An 18,765-nucleotide genomic window follows, 5' to 3' on the forward strand; every position below is an offset into this window, starting at 1 on the left:
CCCGACAACGCCACACCCCCGGCTGCGGCCAACCCCACGACCATCCCCCTGCGAGAAAGCCCCCCATCGGGGAACGGGCCGGAAGCCCGCCCGGGGACCGCCGGGGCAGGACGGGCGGACGTGCCATCGGGGGTCGCCGGGGCGAGGCGAGCGGGCGTCCCATCGAGGGACGCAGCGACGGGACCGGCGCAGGCCCGGTCAAGGGGCGCCGGGGCAGGACGAGCGGGACCCCCGTCGAAGGACGGCGAGGCGGGACGGGCGGAGGTCCCGTCAGGGGGTGTGGAGGTGGGGCGGGCAGGGGGCATGGGAGGCTCCTAGTCGGTGAGCGTCGAGGGGTCGGCGGCGGGGGCCGGGAGGCCGAGGGCGGCGACCCGGGCCAGGTACTCGGCGGTCAGCGGCGCGCCCCAGCGGGTCCAGAAGCCCGACAGGTCGGCCCCCGCGATCCGCGAGGTGTAGATCGCGAGGTTGCCCCACCGCTTGGCGGACTCGGTGTAGTCGGAGGCCGGACGTTCCTCGCGGACCAGCTGGTGCAGGCGCGGGTGGAAGTCCTCGCCGAAGGCCAGTTCGAGCTGCCGGAACGGCACGAGCTTCTCGTACGCCCCCAGCCTGCGGAAGTCGGCCGCGGGCAGCTTGGCCAGCGCGCTCTGGTACGGCGTGAGCCCCGTCTTGGCGTCGGGCCTGGTGAGGTTGGACGGCTGTGCCAGCGTGCGCTGCGCGGCCAGCGCGTAGACGTTGACCGTCACCTCGGTCAGGTCCTCCGGCTTGTAGGCCATCTGCTGGTGCTGGTGCCCGAGCTCGTGGTAGACGCCCCAGCCACGGGTGCGCAGCCCGTCCACGGCGATGAGCCGGTCGAGGTAGGTGCGCGGGTAGGCGGTCCAGCCGTGGGTGGCGTACGCGCCGGCGCCCGTGGGCATGCGCGGGGCCTCGACGAGGTGGAAGGGCAGCGGGGAACGTTCGGCGGCGGACAGGCCGGAGATCGCGGCGTGCGAGGCGATGATCGTCTCCAGGAGCCGGAGCAGTTCCCCGTGGTCCTGGTCGCGCCAGGCGAGCATGCCGTCGCGGGTGATCGTGACGATGGCGTGCGGCGAGACCAGCTCGGCCTGCGGTGCGGCGGTCAGCGTGTCGAGCTGGGACTGGAACTCGGCCTCGGTGCTCTCCCCCAGCGTGAACGTCGGCACGCGCACCCCGCCCGACAGGAACTTGACCCTGGCGCGCTGCCCGTCGCCGGTCAGCGCCAGGTAGACGAGCCCGCCGCCGGGGTCGGTCACGGTGGTGACGCCCTCGGTGAGCCGGTAGGCGCGCGGGTTCTTGTACGCGACGTCGGCGTGGGTGTCGGGTGCGCCGACGTACAGGGTGGGCAGCACCCCGTCGGGGGCGGTCACCTCGACGGCCATCGGGGTGCCGGCGGGCAGGTGGACGCGGGTTGGGTGGAACTCGGTGGTCCTGAGCGCCTGCTGGAGCCGGAGGCGTTCGCCCTCGGCCGCGGGCCTGGCCCTGAGTGTCACGGTGTGCCGCGCCTCCTGGCCGGCCGTGCGCGCCAGGGCCGGGCGGGAGCCGAGCAGGGCCTCGCCCGTCACTGCTCCGGCCGCGCCGATGGAGGTGCCGAGGAAGGTTCTGCGTGTGAGGGGGGTCATGGCAGGGATTGTGTAAGCGCTTACTATGCCGGTCAAGGGCTTACTAGATCTTTCTGTGGCTTTCTATCCCTGCTGCACGCCACAATCCGAGGCCATGATCAGTAAGCGCTTCCTACGGCAGCGGCGCGACCGAGGCCCTGACCACGATGCTCGTGCCGACCTTGGCCATCGTCTGCACGGGCGAGAGGTAGTCGTCGTCGTCCCCGACGTCGAGGCCGAGGCGTACGGCCTGGCGGCCCAGCTCCTCCAGCGGGATGCGCACGGTCGTCAGCTGCGGCCGCAGCTCCTGCGCGATCGGCACGTCGTCGTAGCCCACCACCGAGACCGCCTCCGGCACCGGCACGCCCGCGAGCTCCAGCCCCTGCATCGCGCCCGCCGCGACCGTGTCGTTGGCGCAGAACAGCGCCGTGAAGTCGAGCTTGTCGGCCAGCAGCGCGCGGATCCTGTCGTAGCCGAACCTGCGGTTGAGCTGCCCGAGGTGGATCAGCCCCTTGTCGTAGGGCAGGCCGCGGAAGGCGAGCGCGCGCCGGTGCCCGGCGAGCCGCGCGACGGTCGTGGACAGGCTCGGCGGCCCGCCCAGGAAGACGACCTTCCGGTGCCCCTGCGTGATGAGGTAGTCCGTGATCGCGAAGGCGCCGCCCTCGTTGTCGTACTCGACGACCCGGGTGGGCACGTCGTCGCCGAGCGACGGCCGGCCGCACAGCACCAGCGTGGAGCCGCTGGCATGCAGCGCGCGGGCCCGGCGGGCGACCTGGGCGGCGTAGGCGCGGTCCTCGTAGGCGCCGCCGACCAGGATGACGGCGTCGGCCCGCTGCTCGTGCAGCAGGTCGATGAGCGCGAGCTCCTTCTCGTGGCTGCCGTGGGTGCAGCAGACCATGCACAGGCGGCCGTGCCTGGTGGCCTCGCGCTCGACGCCCCGGGCGATGTAGGCGTAGAAGGGGTCGATCACGTCGTTGATGATGATCCCGACGGTCCTGTTGGTGGCTCCGGCCAGGGCGCGGGCGTGGGCGTTGGCGACGTAGCCCAGCTCGGCGATGGCATGCTCGACCCGCTGGCGCGTGACCGCCGAGACCGGGTAGTTGCCGTTGATCACCCGGGACACGGTCGCGCTGGAGACGCCCGCGCGTTTCGCCACGTCGGCCATCGTCGCCAGGCTCGGCTCGGTCACCGGCACCTCCTCGCTGTCGATCATGCCATTCGGTCGAGCTCGCCGCGATCGATCTCGTGCAGCAGCGGCAGCCCGGCGGCGTAGCGGGCGATCTCCCCGAGCGTGGACTCGGCCAGCCTGCCGAGCTCGTTGCCCTGCGCGCCCGCCAGATGGGGGGTCACGAACGCGTTGGGCAGGTCGAACAGCGGATGGCCGGCCGGGAGCGGCTCGGGGTCGCTGACGTCGAGTATCGCGTCGAGCCGGCCGCTGCGCACCTCCTTGACCAGCGCGTCGGTGTCGACCAGGCCGCCGCGGGCGGTGTTGACGACGACGGCGCCGTCGCGGAGCATCGACAGCCGCCTGGCGTCGAGCATGCGGCGGGTCTCGCGGGTCTCGGGGGCGTGCAGGCTGACCACGTGCGACCGCCTGACCAGGGTGTCGAGGTCGACGGCCGTGCCGCCGAGCTCGGCGATCCCGGCGGGGTCGGCGTACGGGTCGTAGACCAGCACGTCCACGTCGAGGCCGCCGAGGAGCCCCATGACGCGCCGGCCGATCCTGGACAGCCCGACCAGGCCGACCGTGATGCCGCGGGTGCCGAGCCAGGGCAGGCCGGAGAAGTCGCGCCGGGTGCCGCGCTCCCGGTAGCGGCGGGCCAGGGTGAAGGCCCGCTTGGCGCCGAAGACGATGGCGGCGAAGGTGAACTCGGCGACGGGCACCGCGTTGGCGTCGGCCGCGCTGCAGACCCGGACGCCGCGTTCGAGGACGGCCGGGTCGAGGAAGGTCTTGACCGTGCCCGCCGCGTGCGCGACGAGGCGTAGGCCGGGGGCGCGATCGAGCAGCCCGGCGTCGATCTTCGGGCAGCCCCAGCCGGTCACCATGACCTCGGCCCCGGCCAGCGCGCGCAGGGCGTCCGGCGAGCTGACCTCGTGCAGCACCTGGTCGTGGAGCTCGGTCAGCTCACCGAGGCGGCGCAGGGCCTCGTGCCCGAACACCTCCTCGCGCACCCCAGGCGCCATCGCCAGCACGGCGCGCGGTCTCGGCCGGGTGTGCGGAGGTCTCACCGGCGCCTCTTGTCTGCCCACGTCCATCTCCCGATAGTAAGCGCGTTCTACGCACTGCTGCGGCACGCTAGGGCTTTACCTGCGCAAAGGTCAAGGAGCTGAGCCGAGAACGGCACGACTTCCGGCTAGGGGCTTGACGAAGCATGAAAGCGCTTACTAGCTTCCTCGCCAACTGGAAGGACCCAGCGCATGACCGCTACCCTCGACGCCCCCCGTGCCGGGACAGCGTCGTCGTCCGGCGAGAGGCCGCGCAGGCTCTCGCTGTGGCGACGCCTCCGGCGCGACCGGGTGATGCTCCTGCTGACGCTGCCCGGGCTGATCTATTTCCTGGTCTTCCACTACGGGCCGCTGTTCGGCTACGTGGTCGCGTTCAAGGACTACCAGCCCTACATCGGCTTCATCGACAGCGCCTGGGTGGGGCTGCGGAACTTCGCCACCGTCTTCGGCGACCCCGGCGTCTGGAACGCCCTCGGCAACACCCTCAAGATCACCCTAACCCAGCTCGTGCTCTTCTTCCCCGCACCGATCGCCCTCGCAGTGCTGCTCAACAGCGTGGTCAGCGACAGGGTGCGCAGGTTCGTGCAGAGCGTGGTCTACCTGCCGCACTTCATCGGGTGGGTGATCATCGTCTCGGTGTTCCAGCAGATCCTCGGCGGCGCGGGCGCGCTGCCGAACTTCCTGCAGAGCGCCGGCCTGCCGCGCTACGACATGATGACCGACCCCGACGTCTTCCCGCTGCTGGTGACGTTGCAGGTGATCTGGAAGGACGCCGGCTGGGCGACGATCATCTTCCTCGCCGCCCTGCTCGCCATCAACCAGGACCTGTACGAGGCCGCCGCCATGGACGGCGCGGGCCGCTGGCGCCGCCTGTGGCACGTCACGCTGCCCGGCATCACGCCGATCATCATCCTGCTGCTGATACTCAACCTCGGCAGCATCCTGTCCGTCGGCTTCGAGCAGATCCTGCTCCAGCGCGACAACGTCGGCCCCGAGGCGGGCGAGGTGCTGGACACGTTCGTCTACTTCAACGGCGTCAAGGACGGCCAGTGGGGACCCGCGGCCGCGGTCGGCCTGGTCAAGACCATCGTCGGCACCGCGATGGTGCTCGGCGCGAACAAGGTGGCCCACCTGTTCGGCCACGAGGGGGTGTACCGCGGTGGCGACAAGTAGCCGGCCGGCCTGGATGGAGCGGCCCTCCGCGCCCGGCCTGATCCTCAAGGGCGCGATCCTCACCGCGGTCGTCCTGCTGGTGGCCTACCCCTTCGTCGGTGTCATCGGCACCAGCCTGTCGGCCGAGTCCGACATCGCGCGGGCGGGCGGGTTCGTGCTGGTCCCGTCCACGCCGAGCCTGGCGGCGTACTCGACGATCCTCAGCGGCGGGGTGGTGACGCGGGCGCTGCTGGTCAGCGTGCTGGTGACGGCCGTCGGCACGCTCGCCAGCATGCTCGCCACCATCGGCATGGCGTACGGGCTGAGCCGCCGCGAGGTGACCGGCTCGCGCTGGATCCTGATGGTCGCCCTGCTGACCATGCTCTTCAACCCGGGCCTGATCGCCAACTTCCTGCTGGTCAAGCAGGTCGGCCTGATCGACTCGTTCGGCGCGCTGATCCTGCCGAGCCTGGTGAGCGCGTTCAACCTGGTCGTGCTGCGCTCGTTCTTCATGGGGCTGCCGCGCGAGCTGCTGGAGAGCGCCCGCATCGACGGCGCGGGCGACTTCGGCATCCTGGTCAGGATCGTGCTGCCGCTGTCGAAGGCGGTGCTCGCGGTGATCTCGCTGTTCTACGCCGTCGGCTACTGGAACGCCTTCTTCAACGCCCTGCTCTACCTCGACGACTCCGACAAGTTCCCGCTCCCGCTGATCCTGCGCACGTTCGTCCTGCAGGGCCGTTCGATGGAGACCGTGACGGCCGCCGAGGCGCCCGCGCCCGTGCAGGCGGTCCAGATGGCCGTGCTCGTGGTGGCGATCGTGCCCATCCTGCTCGTCTACCCCTTCCTGCAGCGCTACTTCACCAAGGGCGTGCTCACCGGCGCCGTCAAAGGCTGACCCCCCAACCCCCCAAGGAAGATCCCATGAGAGAAAGCGTCTCGCGCCGAGGTTTCCTCCGGCTCGGCGCCGCCACGGCGGCGGGTGTCGTCGCCTCCTCCGCCCTCGCGGCCTGCGGTGGCGGGTCCGCCGCGCCCGCCGCCAAGGCACAGGGGCTGACCATCAAGCTGCCGACGTACACGCCGCCGGCCGGCACGCTCACCCCCGACCTGCCCGGCAGCCCCACGGGCGTGCCCGAGGGCTACTTCACCTATCCGGACAAGCTGTTCAGGGCCGTCGCCAAGCCGCCGATGTCGGGCGGGACCGTGAAGATCGCGGTGCAGACGTTCCTGCCGCCGCCGCCCGGCCGCGCGGAGAACCCGGCGTGGCAGGACGTGGAGAAGCGGCTCGGCGGGACGGCCGACGTGCAGGCGGTCTCGTCCGACGACTGGCCGACGAAGTTCAACACGATGGTCGCGGGCGGCACGTTGCCCGACATGTTCACCTACATCCAGTCGCAGGGGGTGAACAACCTGCCCGCGTTCGCGGCCAGCCAGTGCACCGACCTGACGGCGTTGCTCGGCGGGGACGCGGTCAAGGAGTACCCGAACCTGGCGGCGATCCCGCAGGTGTTCTGGAAGCAGGGCATCGTCGGCGGCAAGCTGTACGGCATCCCCATCCCGCGCAACATGGTCGGCGGGCTCGGCTTCTACCGGGCCGACGTGTTCGCGAAGGCGGGCGTCACCGACCTGGCGCAGATCTCCGACATGGACCGCCTGTTCGAGCTGCTCAAGGAGGTGACCAGGCCCAAGGACAACCAGTGGGGCGTGCTCACCATGGTCGGCGGCGTGTACGGCCTGTCGATCTTCTCGCAGCTGTTCGGCGCCCCCAACGGCTGGCGGCTGGAGAACGGCGGGCTCGTCCACGCCATCGAGACCGAGGAGTACAAGGCGGCCGTCGAGTACGTCCGCAAGCTCCGCGAGGCGGGCGTCATCTACCCCGGCTCGGAGGGCTTCGACGGCCTCAAGCGCAAGAACGAGTTCAACTCCGGCCACGCCGCGATGGTCTACGACGGCCTGCCCGCCTACCTCGGGCCCACCGGCTACCTGCAGACGTCCAAGAAGATCGACCCGGCGGCCGATCCGCGGCCGCTCACGCCGGTCGGCCCGAAGGCCAAGGCGTTCCTCAACAACATCGTCGTCTCGATCACCATGCTGAAGAAGAGCGACGAGCAGCGGGCCAAGGAGCTGCTGCGGGTGGCCGACTTCTTCGCCTCGCCGTTCGGCAGCGAGGAGTACACGCTGTTCAACTACGGCCTGGAGGGCACCGACCACACGCGCGACGCCAAGGGCGCGCCGGTGCTGACCGAGCAGGGCGGGCGGGACACCGCCGTGCCGTGGAAGTTCGTCGCCGCGCCGACGCAGGCGCTGTTCGACTCCTCCTCGAAGGAGGCCGTGAAGATCATGCACGACGCGATCGGCAAGATGATCGCCGTGGGCGTGGAGGACCCGACGGTCGGGTTGTACTCCCCCGCCAACGAGAACAAGTACGAGTCGCTGTACACCATGCGCACCGACCGCGTGACCTCCATCGTGGCCGGGCGGGCGCCGCTGAGTGACCTGGACAAGCTGGTCAAGGACTGGCGGGCGCAGGGCGGCGACCAGGCACGCGCCGAGTTCGAGGAAGCACTCAAGCAGTCACCGAAGGCGGGCTGACCATGAAGCGGACCGTCATCGCCCTCGTCGCGGCCGCGCTGCTCGGCACCGCCGCCGCCGTACCCCCGTCGCCGGGCTCGCCCGGCCTCGGCGACCCGCTCTTCCCGACGCTCGGCAACGGCGGCTACGACGTGCGCCACTACGACGTCTCCTTCGACTTCACCCCGGTCACCTACGACTTCTCCGGCGTCGTACGGTTCACCGCGAAGGCCACCCAGGCCCTGTCGTCCTTCAACCTCGACACCGACGGGCACGTGATCGACGCCGTCACCGTCGACGGCGAGCCCGCCACCTGGGCGCTCTCCCCCGGGCAGAGCGGTCAGGAGCTGACCGTCACGCCCGCCGAACCGCTGCGCGAGCACGTCCCGTTCGAGGCCGAGGTGCGCTTCCACGGCAACGGCAAGGCGCCGCGCGCGGGCCTGACCGGCTGGCGTTTCGGCCCCGACGGCGGGTTCGCCGCCGCCGCGCAGTCCAGCAGGGCCGACACGTTCTTCCCCGTCAACGACCACCCGTCGGACAAGGCCACCTGGACCTTCCGCGTCACCGCCCCGCAGGGGTACGTCGCCACCGCCAACGGCGAGCTGACCGGCCGCGACGGCGGCACGTGGACGTTCGAGGAGCGCGAGCCGATGGCCTCGGAGCTGATCGGCCTCGCCGTGGTCAAGGGCACGTACGTCTACGGCACCGGCCCGCACGCGCTCCCGCTGCGGCACGTCGTCCCGCAGGGCCAGGAGGCCAGGTACGCGCCGATCGCCGCCGAGACCGGTGCCCAGATCGCCTGGGCGGAGGCCAGGTTCGGCCGGTTCCCGTTCTCCACGTACGGGGTGCACATCTACCCGGGGTACAGCGACGCGCTGGAGAACCAGACGCTGTCGCTGTTCGGCACCGGGTGGTTCGACCGGCCCACGTACTCCAACACGATGGTGCACGAACTCGTCCACCAGTGGTTCGGCGACTCGGTGACCCCCGCCACGTGGCAGGACGCCTGGCTGAACGAGGGCCCGGCCGTCTACTACGCGGCCGTGTGGGCGCAGGAGCACGGCGGTCAGCCGCTGGCCGACAAGATGCGCGGCGTGTACGCCAAGCTCGACGAGGTCCGCGCCAAGGACGGCCCGCCCGGCAGGCCGAAGGGCCTCGGCGGCTACAACATCTACGACGGCGGCGCCCTCGTCCTGTACGCCCTGCGCACCGAGGTCGGCGAGGAGACGTTCGACCGGATCATGCGCCGGTGGGTGCAGCGCAACAAGGACGGCAACGCCTCCACCGAGGACTTCATCGCCCACGCCGCCGCCACCGCCCACCGTCCCGCCCTGGACGGATTCCTGCGCGCCTGGCTCTTCGGCACCCAGAACCCCCCGCTGGAGGGAATGTGAACGCCGCGATCGCCCTCGCCCTGGCCCTGGCCCTGGCCCCCGCGACCCTCGCGGCCGCCCCGGCCCCGAAGGTCTTCCACGTCGCCCCGGACGGCCGGTCCGCGGCCTGCAACCAGGTCAACCCGTGCTCCCTGGAGACCGCGCGGGACAAGGTCCGCGAGGCCCTGGCCGGCGGCATGGACCGCGACGTCGAGGTCCGCCTGGCGGGCGGCGTCTACCGGATGGCCGCGCCGCTCGTCCTGGACCGGCGCGACTCCGGCCCCGACGGGCACACGGTGACCTGGACCGCCGCCCCCGGCGCTCGTCCGGTGCTGTCCGGCGGCGTGCCGGTCACCGGCTGGCGGCAGGAGGGACGCCTCCAGGTCGCGCCCGTTCCCGAGGGCCTCTCGCCCCGGCAGCTCTTCGTCGGCGGCGTACGCGCGGTCCGGGCACGCGGCGGGTCGTGCCCGGCCTCGACCTGCGACGCGACGAAGACGGGCATGACCGGCGCGGTGAAGAGCGGGGTCGCGGGCTGGGCCGACCCGGCGAACGCCGAGGCGGTCATCAAGGTCAGGTGGCGGAACTACCGCTGCAGGATCGACCGCGTGGACGGCGACGTGATCACCTTCGTCCAGCCGTGCTGGACGAACTCCGCGAGCGGCACTGGCCGCACCGGGCCCGCGTGGGACTCGACGACGGTCGACTCCTCCCGGTACTCCAAGGTGTCCTTCTTCGAGAACGCCGCCGAGCTGCTCGACGAGCCGGGCGAGTTCGTCTTCGACCGGACCGCCCGTACCGTCTCCTACCTGCCCCGGACGGGCGAGCGACTGGACGACGTGATCGCGCCCGCCACCGAGACGTTGCTGCGCCTGGAGGGCTCGAGCCGGGTCAGGATCGCCGGGCTGGGCTTCGAGCACGCCGCCTACCGGCAGCCGGACACCGCCGAGGGGTACGCGGGCACGCAGGGCGGCCTCACCCTGACCGGCGCGACCGGCCCCGAGGACCACGCCGGCCGCTTCTACACCAAGCCGGCCGCGGCCGTCGTCGTGCGCGGCGGCCGGGACGTGACCGTCGACGGCGCCGCGTTCGCGCGCCTCGGCGGCGCCGGCGTGATCCTGGAGGGCGGCACCAAGGACTCGGCGGTCACCGGCTCGGCGTTCACCGATCTGTCGTCGGGCGCGGTCTACGTCGGCGACACCGACCCCAATCCCCCGGCCGAGCTGCGCGGCGAGCGCAACACGGTGGCCCGCAACACCATCACCTGGACCGGCCGCGAGTTCACCGACGCGGTGGGCGTCTGGGCGGGCTACGAGTCCGGGCTGCGCGTGGACCACAACACGCTGGAGAAGCTGCCGTACTCGGGCGTGTCGGTCGGGTGGGGCTGGAACCAGCCGGTGGCCCAGAACCCGGACATGCGCGACAACCGGATCACCGGCAACAGGATCGTGGACGCCATGATGGTCGCCGAGGACCAGCACGACGGCGGCGCGATCTACACCCAGGGCCCGCAGCCCGGCACGGTGATCTCCGGCAACTACCTCAACCGGTCGGCGTACGGCAACACCGAGCGCGACGGCAACGGCGTCTACCTCGACGAGCAGAGCTCCCACGTCACGGTCGAAGGCAACGTGATCACCCGCGTCGGCTACAAGTGGATCTCCAACTGGGCCGGGTACGGCATCGACAACCTCGCGACCGGCAACTGGACCGACACCACCGCGCCGGAGCTGTCCGGCCGCGGCTCGCGGCAGGTGGACAACCACACCGCCCTGGAACGGCTGCCCGACGCGGCGCTCGCCGTCGCCGCGGCGGCGGGCGCGAGCCCCGGCCCGGTCGAGCAGCTTGAACCCGACCTGGCCAGGACGGGCAGCGCCACCCAGTCCGCCACCGAGGGCGCCGCGGCGGCCGCCGACGCCCTCGACGGCTCCACGGTGACCGACACCAGGACGACGTCCGCGCCCGGCTCCTGGTGGCAGGTCGACCTGGGCGGCCTGCACCGGATCGGCACGGTGGAGATCTGGAACGACGCCTCCATGACCACGGCCGACACCGAGCTGCTGGTCTCGGCCACGCCCGACTTCGCGCAGGCCACGCGGGTGCCGCTGCCGGGCCGGGCGCTGCGCCCGTCCGTGGTCGCGGTGGACGCCGAGGGCCGGTACGTGCGGATCCAGCGGACCGGCACCGGCAGGATCGGCCTGTCTGCCGTCATGGTGCACCCATGAGCTGGTTCACGCAGGCCCGGTTCGGCCTGTTCATCCACTGGGGCATCTACGCGGCGGCCGCCCGCCACGAGTGGGTGCAGTCGTACGAGAAGATGGACGACGAGCGCTACCGCCGCTACTTCGACCACTTCGACCCCGACCTCTACGACCCGGCCGCCTGGGCCGACGAGGCCGTCAACGCCGGGATGAAGTACCTGGTCGTGACGAGCAAGCACCACGACGGCTTCTGTCTGTGGGACTCCGGCCTGACCGGGTTCAAGGCCCGCCGCGACCTGCTCGCCCCCATGCTCGACGCCTTCAGGGAGCGCGGCCTGCGTACCGGCCTGTACTACTCCCTGCTCGACTGGCACCACCCCGACTTCCCCAACGACCTCTACCACCCCCGCCGGGAGGAGGACCTCGGCGAACGCGACATCACCACATACGCCGACTACCTGCACGGCCAGGTCCGCGAGCTGCTGACCCGCTACGGCCGCATCGACACGATGTGGTTCGACTTCTCCTACGCCGGGCGCGGGTTCGGCGCCAAGGGCCCCGACGAGTGGCGTTCGGCCGAGCTGGAGCGGATGGTCCGCGAGCTGCAGCCGGGCATCCTCGTCAACAACCGGCTCGGGCTCGGCGGCGGCGACTTCACCACGCCCGAGCAGGTCATGCCGCCCGGCGGCGTGCCCGGCCACCGGCCGTGGGAGGCGTGCCAGACGCTCAACGGCAGCTGGGGATACCACCGCGACAACCAGGACTGGAAGCCGGTCGAGCTGCTGGTGAAGATGCTGGTCGACACCGTGTCCAAGGGCGGCAACATGCTGCTGAACGTCGGCCCGAACGCCCGGGGCGAGTTCGAGCCGCGCGCCCTGGAACGGCTGCGCGGGATCGGCGCGTGGATGCGCCTGCACGCCCGGTCCATCCACGGGGCCGGGCCCGCGGAGTTCGAGGCCCCGCCCGACTGCCGCTACACCCGGCGCGGCGACCGGCTCTACCTGCACCTGCTGTCGTGGCCGATGCAGCACGTGCACCTGCCCGGCCTCGGCGGCCGGGTGGCCTACGCCCAGTTCCTGCACGACGCCTCGGAGGTGCCGTTCGTCGAGATCGACCCGAAGGAGCCGTTCCACCACTACCTGCGCGGCCTGCCGGAGGACACCCTGACCCTGCGGCTGCCGATCACCCGCCCCGACGTGACGATCCCGGTCGTCGAGCTGTTCCTGAGGCCCTAGTGCTGCGTTCCTCAAAGGTGTAGGTGAACCGTCGGCGTAGCTGTCGTGGTGGCGGTGGTGTCCACGTTCATGGGGGAAGCCCCCAGCTCGGCATCTTCGCATGGCCGTGCACGGCCACCGGCACCATGACTGGCACTTTCCAGCCCGCCCAGCACCACGACGACGGTCAGCAGGACCACCAGCGGCGAGCCGCCGGAGGGAAGAGCCGAGGTGTAGGAGAAGACCGGCCATGCCGCCAAGGAGATGACCAGGCCGTTGACCGCAGGCAGAACCGTCGCCCACAGCAGCGCGTAGCCGATCTCGCGCCAGGCTGCCGGGTTCGCGAAGGAGGTCGACGCTCTCGCCTCGGTATGGTGATCATCGCCGGCCACCGCGACGCCGCCGGGCAGACCGGTCAGCAGGTAGGCGAGCGTCACGGCCGACGACTTGTCAGGGTTCTTACCGATGAAGACCCGCTGCGGGCTCGCGGTGCGGGGATCGAGGGTCGTCACGAGGTGCTCCGATCCTGCACGCGAAGACCGGCTTTCAGGTGCCAGCCGGTGAGCTGGAGCAGGCGTCGCACCTGCGGAGAGGGCGAGCGTAATGTCAGAACCTGGCCGTCGCGCATGCCGGCGGCGGCGGTGACCAACGCGCGCAGCCCGCCGACGTCGCAGAACACCAGGCCGCTCAGATCGACGCAGAAGCTGCCACCTCTCGCCATCGAGGCCAGCGCCCTGGTCAGGGCAGGCAAGGTGGCGTAGTCGAGCTCGCCTTCGATCCGCAGGCCCGCGGGATCGACGAGCGGCGTAAGGCGCAAGGGCGGATCGGCGACCGTGTCAGGCGTGCGAATGCCGGCTGCGTCCGCGCTGTCCATGCTGACTCCTACGGGCGGGGAGTACGGAATAGGGTGGCCGCGAGTGTGAGGCGGCCATGAACACGTGGGGCTGGCGCCAGCGCGAGTGGAGCAGTCCGGTGCGCTGTACTGATCTGAACCGCACCGACTTTCTTGGAGGCCCTGAAGCCAGCATGATCGTGCTGGCGGAAGGGAGAATCACACGCGATGCCAGCCCCCAGGAAGTACCCGCAGGAAGTACGTGAGCGCGCGGTGCGGATGGTGTTCGAGGTCCGCGAGCAGACCGGCAACGCGCCAGGCGCCATCGCCCGGGTCGCCCAGCAGCTCGGCGTCCACCGCGAAGCGTTGCGCAGCTGGGTCCGGCAGGCCGAGGTCGACGGAGGACAGCGGCCGGGCACCTCGACAGCCGATGCGCAGAGGATCGCCGAGCTCGAACGGGAGATCCGTGAACTGCGCCGGGCCAATGAGATCCTGAAGTCGGCGGCCGCTTTTTTCGCCCGGGAACTCGACCCCCGACCGCCCAGATAGTCGCCTTCATCGACGCCCACCGCGACGAATTCGGTGTCGAACCGATCTGCCAGGTGCTCGATCTCGCGCCGGCGACGTACTACGCGGCCCGCAACCGGCCGCCCTCGGCCCGGCAGCGACGCGACGAGCAGCTGTCGGCCGAGATCATCCGGCTGTGGAACGACAACTTCGAGGTGTACGGGGTGCGCAAGATGTGGAAGGCGCTCAACCGCCAGGGCGTGGCCGTGGCCCGCTGCACGGTCGCCCGGTTGATGCGCAGGTTAGGGCTGTCCGGCGCGGTCCGGGGCGATCACAAGCGCCGCACCACCATCGCTGAGCCGCTGTGTCCGCGGCCGGCCGACCTGGTCGAGCGGGACTTCGCCGCGCCGGCGCCGAACCGGCTGTGGGTGGCCGACCTGACCTACATCCACACCTGGGCCGGGTTCGTCTACGCCGCGTTCGTCATCGACGTCTACTCGCGGATGATCGTCGGCTGGCGGCTGACCGACCACCTGCGTACCGACCTGCCACTGGACGCGCTGGAGATGGCCCTGTGGCGCCGCGGCGGCCAGACCGACACGCTGAACGGGCTGGTGCACCACTCCGACCGCGGCTGCCAATATCTATCCATCCGCTACACCGACCGGCTCGCCGACGCCGGCGCGGTCAGCTCGGTCGGCTCGCGCGGGGACAGCTACGACAACGCCCTGGCCGAGAGCACCATCGGACTGTACAAGACCGAACTGATCCACCGCCGCGGCCCGTGGAAGGGCCTGGACGACGTCGAACTCGCCACCATGGAATGGGTCGACTGGTACAACAACCGCCGACTCCACAGCGCCTGCCAGGACCTTCCACCCGCCGAATACGAAGCCCTCTACCGCGCAGAGATCAACTCAGCTACTCTCACCCCAGCCACATAACCCGGTCTCCAACAAACCCGGCGCGGTTCAATCATCCCGTGGCTCGGCCAGGTGGAAAGCGGCAATCTGCCCCGCGCTTGTCATCAGCCGTGATCACCGGCCGGCGCCGGCGGGGTGACGCGAGTGGTTTGACGCCACATCGCTCGTGGCGTGTGATGGGAACCACTGGGGCGCTCTCCCGTTGTCCTCGGCCGCCTCTGGAGCCGACCGGCCGGCGGCATCGGATCGCGCTCAGGGGTCAAGGACGGCATGGTGAATGGCATGACTGCTCGACCTGCGCGGCCGCCGGGTCCGAACGACGGCGTGGATCAGGCCCTGGCCGACGTCTTGACGGCGCTCGGCACGGCCTCGCGCGCCCTCGCCGTTCAGCATGCGACGAACATGGCCTGCCGTGGTGACCGGCAGCGGCTGGCCATCTGTTTGGAGGCGATGGGACCTGGCCGCCTCGCCGAGGTGGCCGCCGCCGCCCGGCTGCTGAGCGCCGCGGCCGAGCAGGCGCTCGCCAGGAGGAATCCGTAGCGGTCGGGCAGCGCCGGTCGGCCGGCGCCGGCCCCTTCACGTCTCGCGCGACGATGGGCCGACACAAAAAAGCCCCGCGCCATGACGCGAGAATGTTCTCGCACGCCACAGCACAGGTTGAGCTTTTCGCGATGTTCAGCCGGTGATCAGCTCTTGTCGCGAATCACGTCGTAGTCGGAGAACTTGATCGGGCCTTCGCACAGTTGGACCATGTGCGCGTTGAACCGGCCGGTCTCCGGCAGCTTGCTGTTACGCTGGGCCTCCTCGTAGGAGGAGAATTCGACGAGGGCCACGTAGTGATCGGGGCGATCGCGGTGCTTCGCCACGACCTCGCGCTTCACGTGGCGTTTTCCCTCGGTCTGCGCCCGCCACTCGTTCATGAGCGACTCGACTTCCGTGGCGCGTTTGGTGCTGAATTCCAGAATCTGTACGAAGCTCATGAGAGCCTCCCCTTTTCTTTGCTTGCATTCCTCATTCAATACCCTGCCGGAATAAATAGCAAGGAGATTTCGCATAAATGAGCGGTATCCGCTCTCGGCATAAGCGACGGAAGGTCTGCGTCGTGTGAAATATCCGGCCGATTTCGCGGGTCCGGCCGCTCCCAGCGTCGCGATCCGCGTGATCCGGCGGCCTCTCGTGAAATCGCCCGCAGGCCCGCCATCGCCGCAACTGATGAGGCTGACTGGGACTGCGTCTTCTCACCGGCCCGGCTGAGCACGTTGACTGGCAAGTGACCAGCCGGCGCACCTTGCGTCGCTGGCACCGTGAGGGGGTCGTCATGACCTTGGACGCACAGGGAACGGACGCGACCGACCGCGCCTGCCTGAACGGTCAGACCCCGCGCTGCGATCACATCGACCAACTCCCCCAGGTGCGGTACGGACCACCCGAATGCAGGCAATGCCTGGCCCTCGGCCAGACCTGGACGCGCCTGCTGGCGTGCCTGACCTGCGGCCGGGTCGCCTGTTCCGACAATTCCCAGCGCGGCCACGCCAAGGCCCACTACCAGGAGACCGACCACCCTGTCGCCGCCGCCCTGGGGTCGAGGCCGGCCTGGCGTTGGTGCTACGTGCACCGGCGGACCGTATAGATGGGAAGAAGGCTGCTTCATGGCTGTTTCTGAACGACCGGAGCAACGCCGGCGGGACTACGACGGAACCTCGCCCTTCCCCGGGGCCGGCGAGCACGTGCCGGCCGGGCGGCCACAGACCGCGCTGACCGGAGCGATCGTGATCGCGCCGTTCGCCGCGCTCGGTGCGGTGATCTATCTGGCGTGGGGGCACGGGGGGCGCGCTCACCGACCTGGCCCTGGCCGCCGCCTTCTACGTGGTGACCGGGCTGGGAGTGACGGCCGGCTTCCACCGACTGCTCACCCACGGCTCCTTCACCGCCCGGCCATGGTTGCGCGTGGTGCTGGCGGTCGCCGGGTCGATGGGCTTCCAGGGCGACGTGATCGACTGGGTGGCGGTGCACCGCCACCATCACGCCTTCACCGACCGGCCGGGCGATCCGCAATCGCCCTACCGGTACGGAACCAGCCTGCGCGGGCAGCTTCGGGGGCTTGCCCACGCCCACCTCGGCTGGCTGTTCACCGACGACCAGACGTCCGCCGAACGCTACGCCCCTCACCTGCCGGCAGATCCGGCCATGACCCGCGTGGCCCGCGCCTTCCCCGCGCTGTGCGGGCTGTCGCCGGCGCTGCCGTTCGCAGCGGGCTGGGTGATCGCCGGCACCCTGTACGGCGGCCTGACCGCCTTCCTGTGGGCCGGCCTGATCCGCATCGCGCTGCTCCAGCACGTCACCTGGAGCGTCAACTCCCTGTGCCACCTCATCGGCAGCCGGCCCTTCAAGACCCGCGGCCACGACCGGGCGACGAACCTGTGGCCGCTGGCCCTGCTGTCGTTCGGCGAGAGCTGGCACAACGGCCGCCACAGCGAGCCGACCTGCGCCCGCCACGGTCTCGACCGGGGCCAGATCGACCCGTCCAGCGGGGTTATCCGCCTGTTCGAACGGCTCGGCTGGGCGAGCGACGTGCGCCGGCCCGGTCCCGAACGCCTCCGGCGCCACCGTACCGGCCCGCTCTCACCGGCCGGAGACCGCCCCCGATACCCCACTGCTCATCAGTTCCTGTGATGACCGGCACGGCCATTGCTCGTTTCCCCCTCCCCAGCGGGAGCAGACACTGGGGCTCCAAGCCGCCTGACCGCGGCGGAGCAGCGAAGGAAGATCACAATGAGTTTACGTTGGGAAATCAGCAACAAGGTCCAGGCCTTCAAGGGCTGGGCCAGGCAACGCTTCGGCCGCGTCACCGGCAACCGGCGTCAGCAGGCCACAGGCAAGAGCGATCGGGTCGTGGGCAACCTGAAGCAGGCCGGCGACAAGGCCAGGGATGCCTTCAAACGCTGATCCCGCTTCGGCGAAGCGCCTTCCCCCGAAAAGATCACCTGCCGTAGGCGCCGGCCCCAATCCAGCAACCAGGGCCAGGAGCGCCTCCAGAAGCTCGGGCACCCACGGGGAACTTAGGGTGGGAGACAGCGGCCCGCATCGGCATCGCCCGGGAAGGGAAGGGTGGCGGCCATGGAGTTACGGCAGTTGCGCTATTTCGTGACGCTGGCCGAAGAGTTGCACTTCGGCCGCGCCGCCGCCCGCGAGCACATCGTGCAGTCCGCGCTGAGCCAGCAGATCCAGCGGCTGGAACGCGAGCTCGGCGTGCGACTGCTGGACCGCAGCACCCACCACGTCGGCCTGACCCCCGCCGGCGCCGCCTTCCTCGTCGAGGCGCGCCAAATCCTCCACCACGTCAGCCGGGCCGCGCAGGCCGCGCGCAACGCCGCCGCGTCCGCGCCCACGCTGCGCGTCGGCATCATCGACGCCGGCTACGACACCATGCCGCAGATCCTGCGCGAACTCCAGGACAACCGTCCCGGCATCACGATCCACCAGATCGAAGCGGGCACCCCCGAGCAGTACCGGCAACTGGCCGACGGCCGCCTCGACATCGCCATCGGACACGCCTCCCAGACACCGGCCGAGATGACCTCCAAACTCGTCAGGCTCGATCCTCTCGGCGTGCTGGTCCCCGACGACCACCGCTTCGTCGTCCTCAACGGCGTACCCGTCGCCGCCCTCGCCGACGAACTGCTCCTGCTCGGCGAGGAATCGCAGACGCCGGAGCTCAACCAGTTCGTCCTCGCGCTGTGCCGCTCGGCCGGCTTCGAGCCCACTCTCTACGAAGGCACCGTCGAGAGCTCCCGGGCCGCCGCCGACCTCGTATTCCAGCACCGCTGCGTGCACTGCGTCCCCTCCTCCTTCCGCTCCTCCAACCGGCCCGGCACCACCTGGCGGCCCCTGACCGACCCTGCCACGCACTATCCCTGGTCCTTGCTGTGGCACGACGCCAATCCCTCCCCGCACATCGCCACCCTCCTCGACACCGCCCGGCACCTGGCCGAACAGCTCGCCTGGCTAGAACCCGTCGCCCCGGCCACCGAACCGCCGTCCGGCGAAGACGCGCCGGCAGCCATCAGCAGCCGCAGCGACGAGGCTGTCTGACGCGCGCGGGCCGGGCGGCGAGGTGTGCAGCCGCGGTGTGCGTGAGAAGGCGAATCGATGTCTGGCA

The 18,765-nt window shown here is 70.7% G+C and carries 18 protein-coding genes and 1 other annotated feature; of the genes, 12 read left to right on the forward strand and 6 right to left on the reverse strand.

Features of this window, described 5'->3' with window-relative positions; translation table 11 throughout:
* Positions 1-314: 314 nt before the first annotated feature.
* The 3 genes from ACNF49_RS40765 to ACNF49_RS40775 form a co-directional block, all read right to left on the reverse strand.
* Entirely contained in the window at positions 315-1,634 is a 1,320-nt protein-coding gene (locus ACNF49_RS40765) for a M60 family metallopeptidase (protein ID WP_482941076.1), read from the reverse strand.
* Positions 1,635-1,746: 112 nt separating this feature from the next.
* Positions 1,747-2,826 (reverse strand): LacI family DNA-binding transcriptional regulator, encoded by a 1,080-nt coding sequence (locus ACNF49_RS40770; RefSeq protein WP_482941077.1) that lies wholly within the window; start codon positions 2,824-2,826, stop codon positions 1,747-1,749.
* Positions 2,823-3,863, reverse strand: coding sequence for a hydroxyacid dehydrogenase (locus ACNF49_RS40775; RefSeq protein ID WP_482941078.1), 1,041 nt, complete (start codon positions 3,861-3,863; stop codon positions 2,823-2,825). Before ACNF49_RS40775 ends, ACNF49_RS40770 begins: the two co-directional genes overlap by 4 nt.
* A gap of 168 nt (positions 3,864-4,031) precedes the next feature.
* On the opposite strand from ACNF49_RS40775, the gene ACNF49_RS40780 reads away from it, so the two are divergent.
* Genes ACNF49_RS40780 through ACNF49_RS40805 form a run of 6 tightly spaced genes read left to right on the forward strand, consistent with a single transcriptional unit; the run spans position 4,032 to position 12,365 of the window.
* Positions 4,032-5,012, forward strand: coding sequence for an ABC transporter permease (locus ACNF49_RS40780; protein ID WP_482941079.1), 981 nt, complete (start codon positions 4,032-4,034; stop codon positions 5,010-5,012).
* Positions 4,999-5,886, forward strand: a complete 888-nt coding sequence (locus ACNF49_RS40785; protein WP_482941080.1) for a carbohydrate ABC transporter permease — start codon at positions 4,999-5,001, stop codon at positions 5,884-5,886. Before ACNF49_RS40780 ends, ACNF49_RS40785 begins: the two co-directional genes overlap by 14 nt.
* A 26-nt stretch (positions 5,887-5,912) precedes the next feature.
* A complete protein-coding gene (locus ACNF49_RS40790; RefSeq protein ID WP_482941081.1) occupies positions 5,913-7,580 on the forward strand; it encodes an extracellular solute-binding protein in 1,668 nt (555 codons plus the stop codon).
* Between the two features lie 2 nt (positions 7,581-7,582).
* Positions 7,583-8,953, forward strand: coding sequence for a M1 family metallopeptidase (locus ACNF49_RS40795; protein WP_482941082.1), 1,371 nt, complete (start codon positions 7,583-7,585; stop codon positions 8,951-8,953).
* Positions 8,950-11,154 carry a right-handed parallel beta-helix repeat-containing protein gene (locus ACNF49_RS40800; protein ID WP_482941083.1) on the forward strand — a complete coding sequence of 735 codons (2,205 nt, stop codon included), beginning with the start codon at positions 8,950-8,952 and terminating at the stop codon, positions 11,152-11,154. Before ACNF49_RS40795 ends, ACNF49_RS40800 begins: the two co-directional genes overlap by 4 nt.
* A complete protein-coding gene (locus ACNF49_RS40805; RefSeq protein ID WP_364338875.1) occupies positions 11,151-12,365 on the forward strand; it encodes an alpha-L-fucosidase in 1,215 nt (404 codons plus the stop codon). Before ACNF49_RS40800 ends, ACNF49_RS40805 begins: the two co-directional genes overlap by 4 nt.
* Before the next feature lie 11 nt (positions 12,366-12,376).
* Here ACNF49_RS40805 and ACNF49_RS40810 read toward each other — a convergent pair whose 3' ends face one another.
* Both ACNF49_RS40810 and ACNF49_RS40815 read right to left on the reverse strand, forming a co-directional pair.
* Positions 12,377-12,856: a hypothetical protein gene (locus ACNF49_RS40810; protein ID WP_482941084.1), complete on the reverse strand. Its 480-nt coding sequence runs from the start codon at positions 12,854-12,856 to the stop codon at positions 12,377-12,379.
* A complete protein-coding gene (locus ACNF49_RS40815) occupies positions 12,853-13,218 on the reverse strand; it encodes an STAS domain-containing protein (RefSeq protein ID WP_482941085.1) in 366 nt (121 codons plus the stop codon). The genes ACNF49_RS40810 and ACNF49_RS40815 overlap by 4 nt, the downstream gene beginning before the upstream one ends.
* Before the next feature lie 186 nt (positions 13,219-13,404).
* Between ACNF49_RS40815 and ACNF49_RS40820 the strand changes: the two genes are divergently transcribed.
* Both ACNF49_RS40820 and ACNF49_RS40825 read left to right on the forward strand, forming a co-directional pair.
* Positions 13,405-14,627, forward strand: a protein-coding gene (locus ACNF49_RS40820; RefSeq protein ID WP_482939532.1) for an IS3 family transposase whose coding sequence is annotated in 2 segments (ribosomal slippage) — positions 13,405-13,684 and positions 13,684-14,627 — 1,224 coding nt in all. Because the reading frame shifts where the segments join, the coding sequence is not laid out codon by codon here.
* Positions 13,683-13,796 (forward strand) — a sequence feature (AL1L pseudoknot). Its footprint overlaps the gene before it by 114 nt.
* Positions 14,628-14,888: 261 nt before the next feature.
* Entirely contained in the window at positions 14,889-15,146 is a 258-nt protein-coding gene (locus ACNF49_RS40825) for a hypothetical protein (RefSeq protein ID WP_482941086.1), read from the forward strand.
* Between the two features lie 146 nt (positions 15,147-15,292).
* Here the strand turns inward: ACNF49_RS40825 and ACNF49_RS40830 are convergent, their stop codons facing one another.
* Complete coding sequence (locus ACNF49_RS40830; protein ID WP_482941087.1) at positions 15,293-15,586, reverse strand: hypothetical protein; 294 nt, start codon at positions 15,584-15,586, stop codon at positions 15,293-15,295.
* 338 nt (positions 15,587-15,924) lie between these two features.
* Here ACNF49_RS40830 and ACNF49_RS40835 point away from each other — a divergent pair, with 338 nt between their 5' ends.
* From ACNF49_RS40835 to ACNF49_RS40850, 4 genes are all read left to right on the forward strand, one after another.
* Positions 15,925-16,236, forward strand: a complete 312-nt coding sequence (locus ACNF49_RS40835) for a UBP-type zinc finger domain-containing protein (protein WP_482941088.1) — start codon at positions 15,925-15,927, stop codon at positions 16,234-16,236.
* A gap of 239 nt (positions 16,237-16,475) precedes the next feature.
* Positions 16,476-17,279, forward strand: a complete 804-nt coding sequence (locus ACNF49_RS40840; RefSeq protein ID WP_482941089.1) for an acyl-CoA desaturase — start codon at positions 16,476-16,478, stop codon at positions 17,277-17,279.
* A 99-nt stretch (positions 17,280-17,378) separates the two neighbouring features.
* On the forward strand, positions 17,379-17,552 hold the full coding sequence (locus ACNF49_RS40845; protein WP_125630100.1) for a CsbD family protein: 174 nt from the start codon (positions 17,379-17,381) through the stop codon (positions 17,550-17,552).
* Between the two features lie 171 nt (positions 17,553-17,723).
* A complete protein-coding gene (locus tag ACNF49_RS40850) occupies positions 17,724-18,698 on the forward strand; it encodes a LysR family transcriptional regulator (protein ID WP_482941090.1) in 975 nt (324 codons plus the stop codon).
* Positions 18,699-18,765 lie beyond the last annotated feature (67 nt).

Source organism: Actinomadura sp. ATCC 39365 (genome assembly GCF_054392275.1).

Coding starts and splice junctions, on each gene's coding strand:
- ACNF49_RS40765 (WP_482941076.1), bottom strand. CDS start 1,634: ATGACCCCCCTCACACGCAGAACCTTCCTCGGCACCTCCATCGGCGCG.
- ACNF49_RS40770 (WP_482941077.1), bottom strand. CDS start 2,826: ATGATCGACAGCGAGGAGGTGCCGGTGACCGAGCCGAGCCTGGCGACG.
- ACNF49_RS40780 (WP_482941079.1), top strand. CDS start 4,032: ATGACCGCTACCCTCGACGCCCCCCGTGCCGGGACAGCGTCGTCGTCC.
- ACNF49_RS40790 (WP_482941081.1), top strand. CDS start 5,913: ATGAGAGAAAGCGTCTCGCGCCGAGGTTTCCTCCGGCTCGGCGCCGCC.
- ACNF49_RS40795 (WP_482941082.1), top strand. CDS start 7,583: ATGAAGCGGACCGTCATCGCCCTCGTCGCGGCCGCGCTGCTCGGCACC.
- ACNF49_RS40805 (WP_364338875.1), top strand. CDS start 11,151: ATGAGCTGGTTCACGCAGGCCCGGTTCGGCCTGTTCATCCACTGGGGC.
- ACNF49_RS40815 (WP_482941085.1), bottom strand. CDS start 13,218: ATGGACAGCGCGGACGCAGCCGGCATTCGCACGCCTGACACGGTCGCC.
- ACNF49_RS40825 (WP_482941086.1), top strand. CDS start 14,889: ATGACTGCTCGACCTGCGCGGCCGCCGGGTCCGAACGACGGCGTGGAT.
- ACNF49_RS40830 (WP_482941087.1), bottom strand. CDS start 15,586: ATGAGCTTCGTACAGATTCTGGAATTCAGCACCAAACGCGCCACGGAA.
- ACNF49_RS40835 (WP_482941088.1), top strand. CDS start 15,925: ATGACCTTGGACGCACAGGGAACGGACGCGACCGACCGCGCCTGCCTG.
- ACNF49_RS40845 (WP_125630100.1), top strand. CDS start 17,379: ATGAGTTTACGTTGGGAAATCAGCAACAAGGTCCAGGCCTTCAAGGGC.
- ACNF49_RS40850 (WP_482941090.1), top strand. CDS start 17,724: ATGGAGTTACGGCAGTTGCGCTATTTCGTGACGCTGGCCGAAGAGTTG.